The sequence below is a fragment of the Pseudomonas sp. PDM25 genome (genome assembly GCF_019219045.1).
Classification (GTDB): domain Bacteria; phylum Pseudomonadota; class Gammaproteobacteria; order Pseudomonadales; family Pseudomonadaceae; genus Aquipseudomonas.
Window position 1 is genome coordinate 186,642 of sequence record NZ_JAHUWL010000012.1, and the last position, 17,186, is coordinate 203,827.

The 17,186-nt window shown below is 60.0% G+C and carries 11 protein-coding genes; 3 read left to right on the top strand and 8 right to left on the bottom strand.

The window, feature by feature from the left end; translation table 11 throughout:
* The first annotated feature begins 180 nt into the window (after nt 1–180).
* Complete coding sequence (locus tag KW848_RS22615; RefSeq protein ID WP_218538089.1) at nt 181–1,065, top strand: LysR substrate-binding domain-containing protein; 885 nt, start codon at nt 181–183, stop codon at nt 1,063–1,065.
* A gap of 143 nt (nt 1,066–1,208) precedes the next feature.
* The gene (locus tag KW848_RS22620; RefSeq protein WP_007946320.1) at nt 1,209–1,553 is read left to right on the top strand and encodes a cupin domain-containing protein; all 345 of its coding nucleotides are present in this window, start codon (nt 1,209–1,211) and stop codon (nt 1,551–1,553) included.
* A 171-nt stretch (nt 1,554–1,724) separates the two neighbouring features.
* Here the strand turns inward: KW848_RS22620 and mmsB are convergent, their stop codons facing one another.
* Together mmsB and KW848_RS22630 are read right to left on the bottom strand one after the other, a co-directional pair.
* Complete coding sequence (mmsB, locus tag KW848_RS22625) at nt 1,725–2,612, bottom strand: 3-hydroxyisobutyrate dehydrogenase (protein WP_074873572.1); 888 nt, start codon at nt 2,610–2,612, stop codon at nt 1,725–1,727.
* A gap of 10 nt (nt 2,613–2,622) precedes the next feature.
* On the bottom strand, nt 2,623–4,149 hold the full coding sequence (locus tag KW848_RS22630) for a CoA-acylating methylmalonate-semialdehyde dehydrogenase (protein WP_192410087.1): 1,527 nt from the start codon (nt 4,147–4,149) through the stop codon (nt 2,623–2,625).
* A 163-nt stretch (nt 4,150–4,312) separates the two neighbouring features.
* Between KW848_RS22630 and KW848_RS22635 the strand changes: the two genes are divergently transcribed.
* A complete protein-coding gene (locus KW848_RS22635) occupies nt 4,313–5,260 on the top strand; it encodes a LysR family transcriptional regulator (RefSeq protein ID WP_102616410.1) in 948 nt (315 codons plus the stop codon).
* Here the strand turns inward: KW848_RS22635 and KW848_RS22640 are convergent.
* The 6 genes from KW848_RS22640 to recC form a co-directional block, all read right to left on the bottom strand.
* The gene (locus tag KW848_RS22640) at nt 5,257–5,760 is read right to left on the bottom strand and encodes an OmpA family protein (RefSeq protein ID WP_218538090.1); all 504 of its coding nucleotides are present in this window, start codon (nt 5,758–5,760) and stop codon (nt 5,257–5,259) included. The two genes, KW848_RS22635 and KW848_RS22640, sit on opposite strands and share 4 nt — an antisense overlap.
* A gap of 5 nt (nt 5,761–5,765) precedes the next feature.
* Nucleotides 5,766–7,034, bottom strand: a complete 1,269-nt coding sequence (locus tag KW848_RS22645) for a diguanylate cyclase domain-containing protein (RefSeq protein ID WP_218538091.1) — start codon at nt 7,032–7,034, stop codon at nt 5,766–5,768.
* A complete protein-coding gene (locus KW848_RS22650) occupies nt 7,031–7,606 on the bottom strand; it encodes a YfiR family protein (protein ID WP_218538092.1) in 576 nt (191 codons plus the stop codon). The genes KW848_RS22645 and KW848_RS22650 overlap by 4 nt, the downstream gene beginning before the upstream one ends.
* A 119-nt stretch (nt 7,607–7,725) precedes the next feature.
* On the bottom strand, nt 7,726–9,834 hold the full coding sequence (recD, locus tag KW848_RS22655; RefSeq protein ID WP_218538093.1) for an exodeoxyribonuclease V subunit alpha: 2,109 nt from the start codon (nt 9,832–9,834) through the stop codon (nt 7,726–7,728).
* The gene (gene recB, locus KW848_RS22660; RefSeq protein WP_218538094.1) at nt 9,831–13,517 is read right to left on the bottom strand and encodes an exodeoxyribonuclease V subunit beta; all 3,687 of its coding nucleotides are present in this window, start codon (nt 13,515–13,517) and stop codon (nt 9,831–9,833) included. The genes recD and recB overlap by 4 nt, the downstream gene beginning before the upstream one ends.
* Complete coding sequence (gene recC / locus KW848_RS22665) at nt 13,514–16,966, bottom strand: exodeoxyribonuclease V subunit gamma (RefSeq protein WP_218538095.1); 3,453 nt, start codon at nt 16,964–16,966, stop codon at nt 13,514–13,516. Before recC ends, recB begins: the two co-directional genes overlap by 4 nt.
* Nucleotides 16,967–17,186 lie beyond the last annotated feature (220 nt).

The window sequence follows — 17,186 nt, forward strand, 5'->3', positions numbered from 1 at the left end:
GCCTCTTGCTCAGCAAGAGGCTTAAGACATCGGTGTCACAACTGACGCCTTCGCGAGCAAGCCCGCTCCCACATTTGATCACATTGGGACGCAAGTTCTGTGTCCGACGCAGATCCCTGTGGGAGCGGGCTTGCCCGCGAAGGCGTCCGCCCGGAAAACAACAATCCAGAGGCAGTAACAATGCACTTCGACCTGACCGACCTGCGTCTTTACTTGAACATCCTCGACAGCGGCAACATCACCGCCGGCGCGGCTCGCAGTCATCTGTCCCTGGCAGCAGCGAGTGCGCGCATCCGCGCCATGGAGGCTTCGTTGGGAATCGAGTTTTTGCAGCGAGGTCGCCGCGGTGTCAGCCCGACCCCGGCCGGCAAAGCCCTGGCGCAACACGCCCGCGTTCTCCTGCAACAAGCCGAACGCATGCAGCAGGATCTGGCGGAATACGCTAATGGCGTCAAAGGTCAGGTGCGGTTGTTGTGCAACACCACGGCAATCACCGAGTACCTGCCGGAGTTGCTCGCGGACTTTCTTCGCGACCACCCCAACCTCGACATCGATCTGCAAGAACTGCCCAGTGCACGCATTACCCACGCCTTGCGCCAAGGGGCGGCAGACCTGGGCATCGTCTCCGACGCCGTAGACACCGATGACTTGCAAACCCGCCCGTTTCGTGACGATCCGCTGGTGCTGATAATGCCCCGCGATCATCCCTTGGCACCCGCAGATGTCGTGAGCTTCAGCGACACCTTGCACCACGACTATGTCGGCCTGAACGCCAACGGCGCGTTGGCGGTGTATCTGGAAGAACAGGCGCTGCACACCGGGTCACGCATGCAAATCCGCATCCGCGCCGACGGTTTCGATGGCGTGATGCGCATGGTCGCTCGGGGGGCCGGGCTGGCGATCGTGCCCCTCGCGGCAGTCGAGCGCTGGCGCGGTGAACAATCCTTCAAGCGCCTCGCCCTGCAAGAATCGTGGGCCATGCGCAAACTCCTGCTCTGTGCGCGGGACTTTGAGACGCTGCCAGGTTATGCGAAGGCCTTGCTGCACGCCTTGACTCTCCCCTGAGGGGCAGACTTTACCCTTGGGCTTTCATCTTTGAGGGCAATGCGCGTTTCTGGACAGCTCAATGTCGAGCACAGACAACTGAGCGATGGGCGGGCGCTATAGGGTGCGACTTCAGTTCTCTAGTCCACTGCCCCGGAGTCCACATGACCGCACCTATTACCGTTCTTCGCGATACCCATCCACTGCCGGTGCTCGACGCCTGCAAATGGGAAAAACTCGAAGGCGACCCGCACACCGTCAACCTCAACGCCTATACCAGCGAAGACGGCAGCAAGATCATGGGCACCTGGATCTGCACGCCGGGCAAATGGTATGTGGAATACGTGAAGTGGGAATACTGCGATTTCCGCGAGGGGTACTGCATCATCACCCCAGAAGGAAAAGAGCCGATCCATCTGCGCGCCGGTGATATTTTCGTCATCGAGCCGGGCATGAAAGGCACGTGGGAAGTGGTTGAAACCGTGCGTAAGTATTTCGTGTTTGCCTGATGCAAAAAAACCGGGAGATCACCCGACGTGATTTCCCGGTAAATATTCATGGGGACAATGCTGCCCCTGTGGGAGCCAGCCTGCTGGCGATGAGGCCAGCACATTCAACATCGACGATAACTGATCTACCGCTATCGCGAGCAGGCTCACTCCCACAGTTTTCCAACTCGATTATTGCGGTTTGCGATAACTGTTGATGATCGCCGAGAAGTCCTTGCCACCTTCCCCACGCTGGCTCATCGCCTGATACAACTGCTGGGCCACTGCGCCGAGCATCACCGGTTGGTGCGCCTGACGTGCCGCTTCCGTGGCCAGCCCCAGATCCTTGAGCATCAGTTCCGCACCGAAACCGCCGGTATAACCGCGCGAGGCCGGCGCCGTTTCGACGATACCCGGCCACGGGTTGTACATCTCCGAACTCCAGCAACGACCGGTGGAACTGTTGATGATCCCGGCCAGCACCGTGGTGTCGATGCCGAGTGCATCACCGAGCGCCATCGCTTCGCTGACACCGACCATCGAGATCGCCAGCAGCAGGTTGTTGCAGATCTTGGCGATTTGCCCGGTGCCGACTTCGCCGCAATGGACGATGTTGCGGCCCATTTGCGCCAGCACGGGTTGCAGGGTGGCGAACAGCTCAGGGGTAGCGCCGACCATAAACGTCAGGGTCCCGGCTGCTGCACCACCGGTACCGCCCGACACCGGAGCATCCGCCATGGCCACGCCTTGCTTGGCCGCCGCCGCCGCAACATCACGCGCCGTCTGCGGATCGATGGTGCTGCAATCGACTGCCGGCACGCCCTTGGCGATACCCGCCAGCACGCCGTCTTCACCCAGCCACACGCTGCGCACATGCACAGCGGCGGGCAGCATGGTGATCACCAGTTCTGCGCCTTGAGCCGCTTCACGCGCCGAAGCGCTGATGCTGCCGCCCAGTTGCTCAAGCTCCGCCAGGACGGTTTTGTTCAGGTCGACCAGGTTCAACGAATGGCCGGCCTTGATCAGGTTGCGCGCCATCGGCGCACCCATGTTGCCCAGACCGATAAAAGCGATTTTCATGACCGGCTCCTTAACGCAAGTTAATGGTGGTGTTCACACCGTCGTTGACGCTGTTGTCATCGAACCAGCGACTGGTGACAGTCTTGGTCTGAGTGTAGAACTGCACCACTTGCTTGCCATACGGACCGAGGTCGCCGAGTTTGGACCCGCGCGAACCGGTGAAGCTGAAGAACGGGACCGGCACCGGAATCGGGATGTTGATGCCGACCTGGCCGACGTCGATTTCAGTCTGGAACTTACGCGCCGCTGCACCGCTTTGGGTGAACAGGCCAGTGCCGTTGCCGAACGGGTTGGCGTTGACCAGTGCAATGGCCTCATCGAGGGTATCGACTTCCAGCACCACCAGCACTGGACCGAAGATTTCCTGGGTGTAGATCTGCATCTCTGGGGTTACGCCGGAGAACAGGGTCGGGCCGACAAAATTGCCCTTCTCGAAGCCTGGAACCGTGATATCGCGTCCGTCCAGTTCCAGCTTCGCGCCTTCCTTGATGCCGCTCTCGATCAGATCCAGAATTCGCGCCTTGGCCTTTTTGGAAATCACCGGGCCGACATCAGTGCCCGGCTCGCTGCCGGCATTCACTTTGAGTTTCTGCGCCAGCGCCTTCAGGTCAGGCAGCCATTGCTTGGCCGCGCCCACCAGCACCACCACGGAGGTGGCCATACAGCGTTGCCCGGCCGCACCGAAACCAGCACCGACCAGCGCATTGAGCGCTTGTTCGCGGTTGGCATCCGGCAGCACAACGGCGTGGTTCTTCGCGCCCATCATCGATTGCACGCGCTTGCCGTGTTTACCGGCCAGGTCGTAGACGTGAGTGCCGACGGCGGTCGAACCGACGAAGGAAACAGCCTTGATGTCCTTGTGGGTGCAGAGCGCATCCACCACGTCTTTACCGCCATGAACGACGTTGAGCACGCCCGCCGGAACACCGGCCTCGATCGCCAGTTCCACCAGCAGCATGGTCGACATCGGGTCCTGTTCAGACGGCTTGAGCACAAAGGTGTTGCCGCAGGCGATGGCCATCGGGAACATCCACAGCGGAATCATCGCCGGGAAGTTGAACGGCGTGATGCCGGCGCAAACGCCGATTGGCTGACGCAGCGTGTAGGTATCGACGCCGCCCGCAACGTTCTCGGCGAACTCGCCCATTTGCAGGCTGCCGATGGAGCAGGCGTGTTCGACCACTTCCAGGCCGCGGAAGATATCGCCTTCAGCGTCGGCGATGGTTTTGCCTTGCTCGTTGCTGAGCACCACGGCGATGCGCTTGGAGTGTTCGCGAATCAACGCCTGGAGCTTGAGCATGATGCGCATCCGCGCGCCGATCGGCGTCAGCTTCCAGGTCTGGAAGGCGCGATGGGCGGCACTGATCGCTGCGTCGACTTCCTGTGCGGTGGCGAACGGAACCTTGGCCAGCACTTGTTGGGTCGCCGGGTTGACGATGTCGTGCCACTCGGTGGTTTGGGACTCGACCCACTCGCCGTCGATCAACAGCTTTACCGTTTGGACAGTGGTTTCGTTTGGCGTGAGCGATACGTTCATGTTGGGTCTCCGGGAAGTTGTTCTTATTTAGAGAGCTATCTGTATAGCCAAGGCGAGACTTTCGCCTTGAGACGAGACGTGTGTCGCGAGTTGGTTCTCGGACTGTTTTTGGAGTATAGATGTGCAAACTTCTAATAAGAACGCACATAAAAGCCGGTCCATCATGCAAAAAAACATCACGTCTCTAGGCTCGTTGAACTGGGATGACCTCAAGTTTTTCCTTGAAGTCGCCCGCACCCGCAAGGCCAGCACCGCAGCCAAGCGCCTGGCAGTCGACTACACCACGGTGTCGCGGCGCATCAGCTCGCTGGAAGCGGCATTGGGCACGTTGCTGTTCGAGAAATCCCGGACCAGCGGTTTTGTCCTGACTGCCGAAGGCCAGCGGTTGCTCGGTTATGCCGAGTCGATCGAAAGCACGCTGCACATGGCCTGTGAGCAGGTTTCAGGTTCTGGCGTTGCGTTGTCCGGGCATGTGCGCATGGGCTGCACCGAAGGCTTTGGCAGCTTTTTCATCACCCCGCAGCTGAGCCATTTCGTCGACGCCTACCCGGCAATCTCCGTGGACATCCTGCCGCTGCCGCACTTCATCAGCCTGTCCAAGCGCGAGGCGGACATCGTCATCGCCCTGGAGCGCCCGGAGCATGGTCCATACGTCTGCTGCAAACTCTGCGACTACAAATTACAGCTCTACGCGACTCAGGATTATCTCGACAAGCACCCACCGATCCGCCGCCCGGCTGACTTGGGTAAACATTCATTCATTAGTTACGTCGACGATCTGGCGTTCAGTTCGGAGCTGTTGTACCTGGCGAATGTGTTGCCCGGCGCCAGTGCCAACCTGCGCAGCACCAGTGTGATTGCGCAATTCGTGGCCGCACAGCAAGGGCGGTCGCTGGCGATTCTGCCGTGCTTCCTGGCGGCCCAGGATCCGCGATTACTGCCGGTGTTGCCGAAGGAGATCAACATCACTCGACAGTTCTGGATGTACTGCCGCGAAGACCTGCGCAAGCTCAAGCGGATCACCCTGTTGTGGGATTACATCCGGGAGGTGACTGAGCGGAATCAGGGTCTATTAATGGGGGAAAGTCGCGAGACCCTGTTCGCCGATTAGTCGGCGCTCACCACGATCGACACCCGGCGGTTCTCGGTACGGCCGGCCGGCGTGTTATTGGAAGTAACCGGTTCACTGCTGCCGAGGCCGCGCAGCTGGATGTTTTGTTCTTTCATCCCGACAACGGTCAGCACCTTGCCGACGCTTTTTGCGCGGCGCAGTGAGAGCTGTTCGTTGTAAGACTCTTTGCCCGAGGCGTCGGTGTGACCGTCGACCCGCACTCGTTCTATTTCAACCCCCAGCAATGCCTTGCCGATACGCTCGACGATGTCGGTGCTGGCTGGGTTGAGGCTGTCGTCGTCACTGCCAAACAGCACTTTGCCGGACAAGCCAAAGGCCCAGCCCTCATCGGTCAATTCGAAGCCTTGCTGCTTGAGCACAGCGATCTGCGCCGGGGTCAGGCCTTTTTGCGGCGCCGTCTGGCAACCGCTCAATGCCAGCAAGGCCATCAATAAGGTGAACGTGAAAAATCGCAGGGAACGCCGGGTCAGTGAGAACACAAAAATCAGCTCCTGGTTTGAACATCGGCGACAGGGTGCTCCGCCCCTGCCGTGTGCTGTGCGCCTCGGGAAAGGCGCTTGGCTTGGTACATGGCCGCGTCGGCGGCGTTAAGCAATGCACCCGGTGTGGTCCCATGGTCGGGGTACACGGCGATGCCGATGCTGAGTGAAGTCAACACCTGGATATTGCCCGGCAACGGAATCGGTACTTCCATGCTGGCGATGATTTTGTCGGCAATCCACTCGGCGTCCTCGATCCTGTGCAGCGGCGTCAGCAGGACGGCAAATTCGTCACCGCCCAAGCGTGCCACCAGATCCTCTTCACGCAGTTGCGCACGAACCCGATTGGCCACGGCCACCAACACCGCATCGCCAGCGGCATGACCGAAACCATCATTGATCTCCTTGAACCGGTCACTGTCGAGAAACAGCACCGCCACTTGCTCATTGAGCTTATTGGCGTTACGCAGCGCTCGAATCAGCCGGCCTTCGAAAAACGCCCGATTCGGCAACCCGGTGAGGCTGTCATGGCTGGCCTGGTGGGCCAGGGTTTCGTTTTCGCTTTGCAGGTGGGTTTGCCAGGATTCGAGCTCATCGAGCAAGGCATTGAAGTCATTGCCCAGGTTGTCGAGTTCGGCGATGGCGGCGGGTGGCACACGCTGATCGAAGGCTCGCTCGCTGCGGGCGGCGTGAGCCACGAACGCCAGGCTGCGCAATGGGCCGGTGATTGCGCGAAGTTGTCGGCGCGCCAGATAGAGCGCCACCCAGGCACTGACGGCCGTACACAGGACAATGCCGGCCAGACCGCTGAGCAAAAATCGCAACAGGCTGCCCCCGTGACCGGTGAGCTGGATGCTGCCGACTTCCTGACCTTGATGGACGATTGGCATGCTGATCGGTTTTTCCAGAAAGGCCTTGGCAATCTGCATTTCGAGATCAGAGAACAAGCCCGTTTCCGGCCGCTCCCAGCGAGCCAGCAACGTGCCTTGTTCGTCCAGCACTTGGGCATCGGCCACTTCTTCGATGGACGCAATCAATGCCAACGCTTCGCTAGCGGCAGACTTGTCGTTGAACACCACCGCGGCTTCCACTGTGTAATTGATCGAGCGCGCAATCAGGTGCAAGTTGTGGTCGGCATAGACCCGCAAGGCCAGTACGCCGAGCAACGTCAGCGAGATGCTGGCCATGGCCACACCCACGAGTGCGACGATCAAATGTCCGCGCCCGATGACCGAGCGCAAGGTTGGGCGGCTATCCGGCTTGAAAAGACTCATGGCGCCGCCGGCTTGCGGCGGGACAGTTGCAACACATTGGGGTGAATACGCACGCCGCTTCGGGCGACGGAATCCAGGTTGACTTCAAAGGACACTTGCTCATCGCTGACCCGCAGGCAAAACAGACTGCCGACGGTGCAGGGGTCGTCGCGTTCGCTGATGCTCAGCACCGGGCGCCCTGCCAACGAAGCGAATAGCCGGCTGCGTTCATCACTGCTCAGTTTGCCGATATACACCGCATCGCACTCACCAGCAATCGACGGGTTGTCGGCCAAAAGACGTCGCACCGTGACGGGACGACCGGTGGCCTGGGTCGTGCCTTTGACCAGATCGTCGGTGTATTCGGTGGGGCCCACGATGCACAAGCGCAGTTGTGCTGGCTCAACAGGCCAACGGGCATAACTGAGAATCCCGAGTACCACCTGCGTGACGGATTTTGCGCGCTGATCGGCCATGCTCACAGGCGTTTGCGACTGAGCGAAAACGACGCCGGTGAACAAATAGAGAAGGCCGGCGAACAGCACGTGTTTGCACCCGGTAACGCGCTGTGTCGTCCAGACAGCGACCTTCATGCAGGGATTCTCTTCGATCGTAGCGAAATGATGCCGCAACGATAGCACAGCGTTCAGACGCCAGCGAGGTCACGTCCTACGGCACTTCGGTCAGTTTCCGACGCTTGGCACCGTCCTTATCAATCCCTTGATTCAACCCCCTCATCCAGTTCCAGCATCAACCCGCTCAAGCGTTTGACCTTGCGCCTCACCGCCTCTTCGAACACGCCGGTACGCGGCTCGATCAGGGTGAACCAGTTTTTGGCGCGGGTAATCCCGGTATAGATCAACTCTTTGGTGAGCACAGGGTTCAGGGCATCCGGCAAAATCAACGCCGTGTGGGCAAATTCCGAGCCCTGGGATTTGTGCACCGTCATGGCGTACACCGTTTCGACATCATTGAGCCGGCTCGGCAGTACAAAACGTACGCCGCCCTGACCATCATTTCGCGGGAACGCCACACGCAACACCTGCTTCCCAACCTCTGGCCCCTCGCGTTCCGGCAGCTTGAGGGCAATGCCGATGTCGCCGTTCATCAAACCCAGGCCATAGTCATTGCGGGTCATCAGCACCGGCCGACCTTCGTACCACTGCTGGTCGCTGTCGATCAGCCGGGCCTTGAGCAGCGCGGCGGTCACGCGTTGATTCAAACCTTCAACGCCCCACGGCCCTTTTCGTACGGCGCACAACAACTGGAAGGTGTCGAAGGCTTGCAGGACCTGGCGAGCCCAATCGGTCCAGCAGGGATCATCAAGCGTGCTGTCGAGCGGTGGCCGCAGGCTGCGCAACAGACTCAGGTAATGCCGATAACCCTGCGGTCCATCGCCATGCCCCTCAAGCAGCAAGCGCTCCAGCGCCCGGTCCTGCTCCCCTTTAAGTGGCAGGGAAAACACGTCGTCATGGCTTCGCGCTGCCAACAACTTGCGGGCTTCCTCGGGTTGCTGCTGGTTGACCCAACGAGCCAGTTGGCCGATGCCGCTGCCCTCGCCGAACCGACGTGAATGACGCAGCATCACAACTTGCTGGGCCAGTGGATGAGTGCCTTGGGTGTCTTCCTGCAAACCGCTGGCATCCAGGCTTTCACCACTGACCTCTTGCAGCCACAGGCGAGTCTGTGGGCTGTACCAACCAGCCTCGGCGTCGCGGCACAGGTCACCCAGCACCGCGCCGGCCTCCACCGATGCCAGCTGATCCTTGTCACCGAGCAGCACCAGACGGGCATGGGCCGGTAACGCATCGAGCAAATTGGCCATCATTTCCAGATCGATCATCGAGGCTTCGTCCACCACCAAGACATCCAGCGGCAAGCGATTACCAGCATGGTGACGGAAGTGCCGAGTACCGGGACGACTGCCGAGCAGACGGTGCACGGTGGTGACGTCTGAAGGGATCTTCACTCGTACGGCTTCATCGACTTCCAGGGTTCTGACCTGCTGACTGATGGACTCCGTCAGTCGGGCTGCAGCCTTGCCGGTGGGTGCCGCGAGACGGATGCGCAGCGGCTTGCCCGCCTCCACCGCCGGCGCCTGGAGCAACGCCAGCAAACGCACGACCGTCGTCGTCTTGCCGGTCCCCGGGCCACCGGTAACGATGCTGAATGCGCTGCGGGTGGCGAGGGCGCAGGCGAGTTTCTGCCAGTCAATCACTTCGCCAGGCTGGGCTGGGCCGAACAAACGGGTGAGGCGTTGGGACAAATCATCCGGTGTGGTTTCGTGTTCGACCAGGCGTTGGCGCAGCGAGGTGTCGATACGCCGTTCGTAAGCCCAGTAGCGACGCAAGTACAGGCGTTTGCCCGATAACACCAATGGCCGATGTTGTGCCGCCTCGCGACCGTCGACCGCCAAAGCGACCAGACTGCTGGAGGCCAGGACCTTGCACCAATGGGCACCGTCCAGCGCCTCAAGCAATTGCGACGGCAACAACATTGCGCCACTTTGCACGTCACCTTCCGGTGGCAGCGACAGGGCGAAGTCCGGTTCCTTAAGCGTCTCGAACAGATCCAGGCACACATGACCGTGGCCCAGTTGATGACTGGCCAACGCAGCGGCCAGCAGCACCAGTGGATCATCGTCGGGAGCGAGCTCGTGAAGAAAGGCAACGAAGGCTTTATCCAACGCTCGCAGCCAGCCACGCTCAACCCAGCGCGTCAGCAATAGCAGCAAGTCATCGGCGCGACTCAACGGCGCCAGATCCGCCAGGCTTTCGGCTGTCAACGAAGTGGGCAGCAAATCAGCGAAGGTGCGACTCATAGCAAAACTCCCTGTTCCCAGGCGGGTTCGGCCTTGGGTTCTGGCTTGCCCTGGAACAGCCGGTCCAGACGCTCGATCAGCTCTCTTGGTGGACGGGCAAAATACACGCCTTGGCTGGGCGCACGCGTGCCACGCAGGAACAGGTACAACGCACCGCCAACATGCCGGTCGTAATCGTAATCGACCAGTCGCGCCTTGAGCTGGCGATGCAGGGCCAACAGGTACAGCACGTATTGCAGGTCGTAACGGTTGTCGAGAATCGACTGCTCCATGGCCTGCTCGGTATAGGCCGCGTCATCGACGCCCAGCCAGTTGGATTTGTAGTCGGCGACGTAGTAGCGGCCGTCGTGCTCGAACGTCAGGTCGATGAAGCCCTTGAACATGCCATTGAGCAACACCGGCTCGGCAGCCACCCGGGCCACACCGTTGTGGGTGTATTGGCGCACCAGTTCATCGAGTTTGAGCACATCGACTTTATGACTGGCGAACCAGAATTCCATCTCGACCCGGTACTGGGTCAATTGCTCGAATACCACGGGAGCCTGCCCGCCGCCGATATGCAGCGGGGACGCAAGCAGGTGCTGCAGCCAGTCGCTCAGGGCGGTTATCCAGCCTTCCCAGCCACGTCGATTGCAACGACGGGCAATGGCGTCTTCCACCGCTTGCGGGGTGGCAGTGAAACCTTCGTCACCGGCCCACTCGAGCAAACCATGGAGAAAGGTGCCGGGGTTCGGGCCACGAGGGAATCGATGGATGTCAGCGCCGCCGGCCACCACTTCGCGTGGTGCCTGAGGATCGAGGCGTTCATCGTCGAAGAGCTTTTGCGCTTGCGGGCTCTCCGGCGCTTCATCAGTGCCCACGCTCATGCTATCGCCAATGCGCAGGGCACTGTAGGAGGCAATCCACCAGTTTTCGCTGGCCTTGCGCTTGGGTATCAGCGGAGCCAGTAACGTCGCATCGTTGCGTGGTGGATGGTAGTGCTCGACTGTCGCTTCAGGCATTTCACCGTAGCTCAGCGCAGGACAGTCCTGCTGCAGGTCTTCCAGCCAACGCTTCAAGCCTGCCGACTCAGCCAATGGCGCTCCGCCGCCCAGCAGATAGCCCAATGCTGACAGGTGCAGCACCGAGCTGTTGTTATTGCCGCGCTTGAGATCCGTCACTCCGAGCCAGCAGGCGTGTTGCGCCCGGGTCAGGGCCACGTAAAGCAAACGCAGATCCTCCGCAAGACGCTCATCATCCGCCTGAACAATCAACTCGGCAGTCGGCCTCAAGGTCACTTGGGCCTTGCCCGTGGCGTCGTGGTAATGCAGCGGCAGACGGCTGCCATCCACCGGTTTCGCCGAGCAAATGAACGGCAGGAACACCAAGGGATACTCAAGCCCCTTGGACTTGTGAATGGTCACGACCTTGACCAGTTGTTCGTCGCTCTCAAGACGCAGGATCTGCTCTTCGCCGGCCTGACCGGACAACGCCAGATGCTCGGATAAATGACGGATCAGCGCTTGCTCACCATCGAGTTCGGCGGCCGCTTGTTGCAGCAATTCGGACAAGTGCAGCAAATTGGTCAGCACCCGCTCGCCGTCACTGCGCGTGATCAATGTCTGAGGCAGCTGGAAGTCATGCAGCAATCGCCGCAGCATGGGCAACACGCCCTGCTTGCGCCAGAGCTCGCGATAATGGCGGAACTGCATGACCCGAGCTTCCCAGGCCAGTTCGTCCTGATTCAGCCGCTCCAGTTCAGCCAGCGACAGGTTCAGCGTGATGCAGGCCAACGCGGCCCGCAGTGGACGCTCGACATCCGGCTCGGCACAGGCCTTGAGCCAGGTCAGTACGTCGTGGGCCTCTTGGGCGGCGAACACTGAATCCTTATCCGACAGATAGACGCTGCGCACGCCACGGGCGGAGAGTTCGCCGCGCACAGCCTGGGCCTCTTTACCGTCGCGGACCAGGATCGCGATATCCGCTGGCAACAGACCTCTGAAGTCCTTGCCGTCCTGTATGAAACCCGCGCGACCTTGTTGCCCACCGTTAAGCAAAGTGGTGATTTCACTGGCGCAGGCGGCGGCGAGTTGTTGTCGGTACACCGCGCCGGACAGCGGCTGCTCGGCGGACAGGTGCCAGATGTTCAGGGCGGGCACGACCTGGCCGTCGATGTGCAGAACTTCTTTGCGCCCTTGGGATTCGACGGGCAGGAACGGTACCGGGTTCTCGCCGCTCTTTTCACGAAACAGGAACGCGCCCCGGCCGGTTTCGCGAGACTCGGCGCGCTCGAACACATGGTTTACCGCTCTGACCATGCCATGGCTGGAACGGAAATTCGTACCCAGGGTATGCAGTCGTCCAGTGGTGGCCTGGCGGGCGCGCAGGTAGGTGTAGATGTCGGCACCGCGGAATGCGTAGATCGCTTGCTTGGGGTCGCCGATCAGGAACAGACCGCATTCGGGATTGTTGTCTTCGATGCGATAGATGCTCTCGAAGATCCGGTACTGCACCGGGTCGGTGTCCTGGAACTCATCGATCAGCGCGACCGGGAACTGCTCGCGAATCAGGGTCGCCAGCCGCTCACCGCCATCGGATTGCAACGCTGCATCGAGGCGTAGCAGCATGTCATCGAAGCCCATCTCCGCACGGCGACGCTTTTCTTCCTCGAACCGTGTACCGACCCACTGGGCGGCGTGCTGCAGCACGGCGGCATCAGGCGTCGGCAATCCATCGAGACTGGCCTTGAGGCCGGGCATGGCGTCCAGCCCGGGATGACTGGGTACTTCACCCTTCCAGGCTTCGGCCATACCCTCGGGAGTCAGGCGCGTGAATCCGGTGCCGATATCCAGTTGCTCAAGGGATTCGTCTTCAGCCCAGGCCCTGATCTTTTCGAACCAGGGTTCGAAATAGCGCGCCTGCATCTTGCGACCGTCGACGCTCTTGCTCGCGACACCCTGGTGACAAATGGCAAGCAGTTCGTCCGCCCACTGGCGCCAAGGCATCTTGAGTTCAAGCAAGGCTGCCCGTCGCTCTTGCAGACACGCCGTGATCAGCTCGGCAGGTTCTTTACCTTCAACACTGTCTCGCTCACTGGCGAACAAACCACGTACTCGCGGCAGCAAGGCTGCCGGACCGCCCCAATTCCCACGCACCCAGTTCAGCGCATCACCTTGCATCGGGTAACAAAACAGGCGCCAGTAATCGCGCAAGACTTCGCCCAGCAAATCGCTGTGATCGGTTTCCAGGGTCTGGGTAAACAGACTGCCACTGTCGAACGCGTGCTCGCGCAACATGCGCTGGCACCAACTGTGGATGGTCGAAACTGCCGCCTCGTCCATCCACTGCGCGGCGATGTCCAGACGGTTCGCGCAGCCGGACCACTGCTCGGGAAGGTACTCCTCACGAAGCTCCGCGATAAGGCTATCGGGCGCCGGTGTTTCATCACGGAAAAACCGTGCAGCTTCAGCGAGACGCGTGCGGATACGTTCGCGCAATTCTTTGGTCGCCGCATCGGTGAACGTCACAACCAGGATTTGCGGCGGCAACAGTTCACGTCCGAAGCCGCTCGACTCTGCGCCGTGGCCAAGGACCAGACGCAGATAAAGCGCGGAAATGGTGAAGGTCTTGCCGGTCCCGGCGCTCGCTTCGATCAATTGGCTGCCGCGCAGGGGAAATGCCAAAGCCAGAGGTTTTGTGGTCATGTGCGCGCCTCCTCGCTGTTCAATGAACGCCAAGGCGCTTCAAGCAACGGCCGGTACAACGCGTTGCACCAATCCGGGAAGGTTTCGTCTGCGGCAAGCGAGTCGAAGTCGGCAAACTGCCGGGCGAGTGCCGGACTTTCGCGACGCTCGCCGTCGGTGGTCAGGCCATCGCCTTCATAGGCCTTGCGGGCTGCGGCCTGGGCTTTGACCGGATCAGTTTGACCCAGCCATGCGAAGCCGGTCTTCACCGCAATCGGCAGTGGTTGACGCATGCCCGTTTGCCAAGCCATTAACAGGTCGCCCAGAATCCGCAAGGCGGCATCCTCCGGCATCGGACCGAGCAGCAGACTGTCGTCGCTGGCCACCAACGCGGTGGTCATCGCCATACCACTGGCGCAGGCAACCAGATGATTGACCCATGGCCGTGTCAGCCGATGCCATTTGCGAGACTTGATTGAGCCGATGCTGTTGGGGATTGTCGTGACTGATAGCAAACCACCATCCGCACGTTGATGCAGGCCGCTGAGCCAACCTTCCAGGCGCAGACCCAGCAACTCCAGACTCACTGGCAGAGCGTTGGTGAGCGGAGTTGGCCACAACGCCAAAAGCTGTTGGTAACGCTGCAACAGATCAGGCAACGGTTCGATCAACTCTCGCTGAAGGCATTCGCCAAATCCAGCCATGGGCAGAAGCCCACTGTTTTGCAGACGTTTTGCCTGTGCTTCCAGTACCTGGTCGGTGCTATCCAGATGCCTCAGAGCTGCTTCGAGCAAGCTGTCGCTGAGGCTGTAACGTTGCAACGCATCGAGTACAAATGGCTCTTCATCAGCCAAGGGCACTTCAGCCGCTTCGAAGTACACCTTCAGTCGTTGACTGAAGAAATGTCGTACAGGATTACGCAGGAAATCCTGCAGTTGACCGAGACTCAGCGGCTCTTCCTGAATGTAGGGATCAAGGACTTCGATATCAGTCGACGGCTCACTGGTTTGATGCAGCACCTGCCATTCATTCGCGTAGCTGAACAAGTCATCGCCTTCATGGAAGTAGCGGGCGCTGAACGGTTGCAGTGGATGTTCCTGAGTGATGGCCTCAAGCAGATCTTCGTCTACATCATGCAATCGCCAACCGCTGGCCAGATGATCGCGCAATTGGCCAATCAGTACTGACGCGGGGCGTTCACTGTTATCGCGAATGCTGCGACCGACCCAGCTGATATAGAGTTGGTCACGTGCAGACAACAGCGCTTCCAACAACAGGTAGCGGTCATCTTCGCGTCGGGAGCGGTCGCCAGGGCGGTAATCACTGCCCATGAGGTCGAAGTCCAGTGGCGGTTGTGTTCGCGGGTAGTCCCCGTCATTCATGCCCAGCAGACAGACCAGTTTGAACGGGATCGCTCGCATGGGCATCAAAGTGCAGAAGTTAACCGCACCAGCCAGAAAACGCTGGGACAGGCGCCCTTGGTCGAGGCCGGCGAGCCAGGCTTCACGGACCACGGTCAACGGCAGTTCATCATGCAAACCAACTGACTCGCAGGTCTCAAGCCAGGTTTCACGCAGCTCTTCGAGTTGGGCCAACACGTAGTCGTCATGCTCGTTACTGGCCAGGAAAAACAACTGGACCAGTGCATGCAATCGAAAGCCCCATTGCTTGGGAGCTGCCGGTAGAGAGAGCTCCTGGTGGGCAATCTCCAATGCGTCCAGCAACGCGACCAAAGGCCCAATGAGCGCGGCATCCAGACCACCGATCTCGTCGTAGGGTTCAATACCCTCGCAGGCACTGGCACTGCCCACGGCATAACCGAGCAGCATCCGTCGCAGACCGAAACGCCAACTGTTTTGTTCCAGCTCCTGCGGCAGACCGAGACCCGCGCGCTGCTCGGCATTCATGCCCCAGCGGATGCCTGCGCCTTCGATCCAACGGTGCAGGGTCGGCAGATCGCGTTCCTCTACACCGAAGCGAGCGCGCAGCGCAGGAACATCCAGCAGATCGAGGATCTCGCTCACGGGGAAACGGCTGTCGGGCAGTTTGAGCAGATGCTCGATAGCAATCAGTAGCGGATCACGGCCGCGTTGGCCTTGATCTGCGAGCGTGAAGGGGATGAAACGCGGGTCGTGGCGTTCAAGCTGAGCAAATACCGCACGAATATGCGGTGCGTAACTGTCGATGTCCGGGACCATCACGATCACATCGCGAGGCCTTAATTCCGGATCAGCACTGAAGCGTGCAAGCAACTGGTCGTGGAGGATCTCCACTTCGCGCTGGGCGCTATGGGCAATGTGAAAACGGATCGACTCGTCCTTCGCCGGATCAACAGCTGGCCAGCGCTCGCGAGTCTCGTTCAAGGGACGCAACTCAAGAATGTCGTCCTGCAATTGATTGAGCATGTTCTGTGGCTGGCTATCGCTGAACAGGTCGATACGGCCATCGCGGAATGCCGAGCGATAGCTGTTGGGATCGTCGTAGCTGTCGAGCAGATTGATATAGTCCCGCCCCTGCTTGCCCCACGCCGCCAATAGTGGATGGGCATGCTGGTGAAGGGTTTGCGGGTCGAGCGCAACCGGCATTCCGCTCTTGCGAGCCTGACGCTTGTATTGATGCCGCAACAGGTCTTTATCGGCGACGATGTCTGCCCAATGGTGGCGACACGGGTTGTGTACGCAGAGCAGAACCTGGCTGAACCGGGCCAGCCCCGCCAGTGCTTCCAGGGCTTGAGCGGGCAGTGAAGAAATCCCGAAAACGATCACCCGTGAAGGCAATCCGCTGGGGGCTACGTCGAGGCTGTTGATGCGCTCGATAAACCGTTGATGGACGCCGGCTCGGCTTTGCGCCATGCCTTGTTCACCCACATCCAGCAACAGCGCACGCCACAACTCTGCCTGCCAACAGTTAGCCGGGGTCAGAGGTTTGGTTTCGCCTCTACCATTTCGTAATTGATGGCGACCTTCGGCCCAGTCTTCAAGCCAGTCGGCACGATACACCTGGTATTGGTCAAACAAATCCGCCAGCCGCTCAGCCAACTGATAGCGTTTGCGTAAATCGGTGTCATGGGTAAGGAAACGTTGCAGCGGTTCGAAGTGCGGTTGATTGATCAACTGCGGAAGCAGACGCATCAGGCGCCAGGTCAAAGGAGCTTTATCGAGCAGGGATTTGACCGGGATTTCGTCACGGCCAAGCACCATGCGATAGAGCTGCCACATGAAGCTACCCGGTAACTGCACGTCGATGGCTGCTGCGATTCCGCAGCCACCCATGTCCTCGTCTTCAGGGTCTTCCGCCAGTGCCAGCTTCAGCCATTGGGCGATGCCGTTGCTCTGTACCAGGGCAATTTCATTTTCCAAAGGAGCCAGCGGGTAACGCCGCATCCAGCTGACCACCAGGCTACGCAACTCGTCCAGGCGGTTGCCGTGAACCACCATAAAACCAGCACTGAGGGACGTCGCGTCCGGCATAAAGGCTTCCTTGGAAAAATACAAAAGCTAGGGCCGAACCTTAGCATTGTCGGGAGACTGTGACAGCCGGGAGCCGTCCGGTATTGCTGTACGAACTTTCCTGCGGACAAAACAAAACCCCTACCTGCATACGCAGATAGGGGTTTCGGAATTTAATCTTGACGATGACCTACTCTCACATGGGGAAACCCCACACTACCATCGGCGATGCATCGTTTCA